The sequence below is a fragment of the Desertibaculum subflavum genome (assembly GCA_003576705.1).
Classification (GTDB): domain Bacteria; phylum Pseudomonadota; class Alphaproteobacteria; order Ferrovibrionales; family Ferrovibrionaceae; genus Desertibaculum; species Desertibaculum subflavum.
Genome location: QOZS01000130.1, coordinates 1 through 1,193, shown reverse-complemented (window position 1 = coordinate 1,193; position 1,193 = coordinate 1). Strand labels below are relative to the sequence as shown.

Here is a 1,193-nt window from a genome sequence, read left to right as displayed (position 1 = left end):
ATGGCCAAGAGCAAGTTCGAGCGGACGAAGCCGCACTGCAACATCGGGACGATCGGTCACGTTGACCATGGGAAGACGTCGCTGACGGCTGCGATCACGAAGATACTGGCGGAGACGGGCGGGGCGACGTTCACGGCGTACGACCAGATCGACAAGGCGCCTGAGGAGAAGGCGCGCGGGATCACGATCAACACGAGCCATGTGGAGTACGAGACGTCGAAGCGTCACTACGCGCATGTGGATTGCCCGGGTCACGCGGATTACGTGAAGAACATGATCACGGGCGCGGCGCAGATGGACGGCGCGATCCTGGTCGTGTCGGCGGCGGACGGTCCGATGCCGCAGACGCGGGAGCACATTCTTCTGGCGCGTCAGGTCGGCGTTCCGGCACTGGTCGTGTTCATGAACAAGGTGGACATGGTGGACGACCCCGAGCTTCTGGACCTTGTTGAGCTTGAGGTTCGGGAGCTGTTGTCGAGCTACCAGTTCCCTGGGGACAAGATCCCGGTGATCCGGGGGTCGGCGCTGGCGGCATTGGAGGACAAGACGCCGGAGATCGGCAAGCAGGCGGTGCTGCAGCTGATGGCGGCGGTTGACGAGTCGATCCCGCAGCCTGAGCGTCCGAAGGACAAGCCGTTTTTGATGCCGATCGAGGACGTGTTCTCGATCTCGGGCCGTGGCACGGTTGTGACGGGCCGGGTCGAGCGGGGCGTTGTGAAGGTGGGCGAGGAAATCGAGATCGTCGGTTTGAAGCCGACGACGAAGACGGTGTGCACGGGCGTCGAGATGTTCCGCAAGCTGCTGGACCAGGGCGAGGCGGGGGACAATATCGGCGCGCTGCTGCGCGGCGTGGGGCGCGAGGACGTGGAGCGCGGCCAGGTTCTGGCGAAGCCGGGTTCGATCACGCCGCACACGGTGTTCAAGGCGGAGGCCTACATCCTGACCAAGGAGGAGGGCGGTCGTCACACGCCGTTCTTCACCAACTACCGTCCGCAATTCTACTTCCGGACGACGGACGTGACGGGCGTTGTGAAGCTGCCCGAGGGCACCGAGATGGTGATGCCGGGCGACAACGTGACGATGGAAGTGACGCTGATCGCGCCGATCGCGATGGACGAAGGTCTTCGCTTCGCCATCCGCGAGGGCGGCCGCACCGTCGGCGCCGGCGTCGTCTCCTCCATCATCCAGTAACG

Annotated in this window: 1 protein-coding gene; it reads left to right on the top strand. The window is 64.4% G+C overall.

Annotated features, from left to right (window positions below):
* On the top strand, window positions 1–1,191 hold the full coding sequence (tuf, locus tag DT074_RS27835) for an elongation factor Tu (RefSeq protein WP_119423072.1): 1,191 nt from the start codon (window positions 1–3) through the stop codon (window positions 1,189–1,191).
* The last annotated feature ends 2 nt before the right edge of the window (window positions 1,192–1,193 follow it).

Excerpts from the sequence above, each read along its gene's own strand:
- tuf (WP_119423072.1), top strand. The coding sequence starts at position 1 with ATGGCCAAGAGCAAGTTCGAGCGGACGAAGCCGCACTGCAACATCGGG.